Source organism: Verrucosispora sp. SN26_14.1 (assembly GCF_004307965.1).
Lineage (GTDB): Bacteria > Actinomycetota > Actinomycetes > Mycobacteriales > Micromonosporaceae > Micromonospora.
The window spans coordinates 1-1,364 of record NZ_SISL01000780.1 but is presented as its reverse complement, the minus strand read 5'-3'; the positions used below and the strand labels follow the sequence as shown (position 1 = coordinate 1,364).

Here is a 1,364-nt window from a genome sequence, read left to right as displayed (position 1 = left end):
CCTGCTGGGCGTCGGCGAGAGCCGACGCCGGGCGGGCGCCCGCCCACATCCGCCGGTGCAGGTCCACCATGAGCGCGGTGGTGGGTTCGGCGGGCACCGGCAGGACGGTGGCGACCAGGCATCGGGTGCCCAGCGCCAGCAGCACCGCGGCGAAACCCATGATCTCGTCGCCGGGACGCACGTCGGTCAGCCCCGATTCGCAGGCGGAGAGCACCACGCAGCCGGGTGGCCGGGCGACGCGCTCCCACTCGTAGGCGAACAGCGGCCCGTCGGCCAGCTCCAGAGTGGAGAACTGGGGATTGTCGGCGCGGAAGGTGCCGTGCGCCGCGATGTGCACCATGCCGGCACCGTCCAGCGCGGCGGTCAGCGCACCGGCGGTGGCGTCCGGCCCGACGAGCGACCGGGCTCCCGGCAGCACCTCGGCGAGCCGTCGCACCTCGGCCCGCCCGGCTGCCAGGCGCGGACCGCTGGCCAGCACGGGCGGACCCGCCCAGGTGGTACGCCGGTCCGCCTCGAGCCAGACCGTCGCCGAGGGGGCGACCGTGACGGCCCGGCCGGCGCAGGTGGGCAACCCGGCCCATCCCACCGAGTGCAGGACCCCGACCGGGACGATCACCAGGGGCCGGTCGGCGAGGTGTCGCCGCAACGGGTCGAAGAGTTGGCTGTCGAGTGCCGCCGCCGCGTGTGCGGCGCCGGCCCGTGCGGCGGAGGGATCGCCGCCGACGATCAGTCGCCGCAGCCCGAACCGGTGCCATCGGGCCAGTCTCGCCGCCTCGGCGAGCGAGCCGAGGTCGTGCAGGCTGGCCCGGCCGTCGCGGACCAGCACCGCCCCGAGCCGGTCGCCGTGCGCCACGAGTTCGACGAGTACCCGGGTGCCGAGCCGGTCGGCCAGCCGACGGACACCGGGCGGGGCGGTCACCCCGACTCCGCCGGGTACCCGCCGGGCGAGGTCCCGGATCCGCTGTTCGAGTCGGGTCTGCCGGCCGCGCAGGGCGCGTACCGGACGTCCGGCCAGGACCGCGTCCTCCAGGAGGCCGCTGACGAGCCGGAGTTCGGCGAGCGCCGCGACCAGGTCCGGATCGTCGGGTGGCAGCGCCGGCCGCATCCGCAGCGCGTTGGCCCGCCACCGTTCGGCCCAGGCGAGGACCTGCGCCGGCGCCCCGGCCCGGATCGCGATGTCCAGACCCTCGGCCGCCAGTTCCTGCCCGTACGCCCCGCTGCTGGCCCGCAGTTCGGTGGCGCCGAGCGACGTCCGGTGCCGGTCGAGCACACCCAGCCCGCGACGGAGCGCGCGGGCCGCACCCGCCTCGTCACCGCCCAGTCGGCGGGACAGGGCGAGGGCGTACCAGCCCTGGGCACGTCGC

1 protein-coding gene is annotated in these 1,364 nt (G+C 77.0%); it reads right to left on the bottom strand.

Annotated features, from left to right (window positions below; translation table 11 throughout):
• Positions 1–1,364 (bottom strand): CHAT domain-containing protein (locus EYA84_RS31850; protein ID WP_131057857.1); only part of this gene is annotated, 1,364 nt, incomplete at both ends.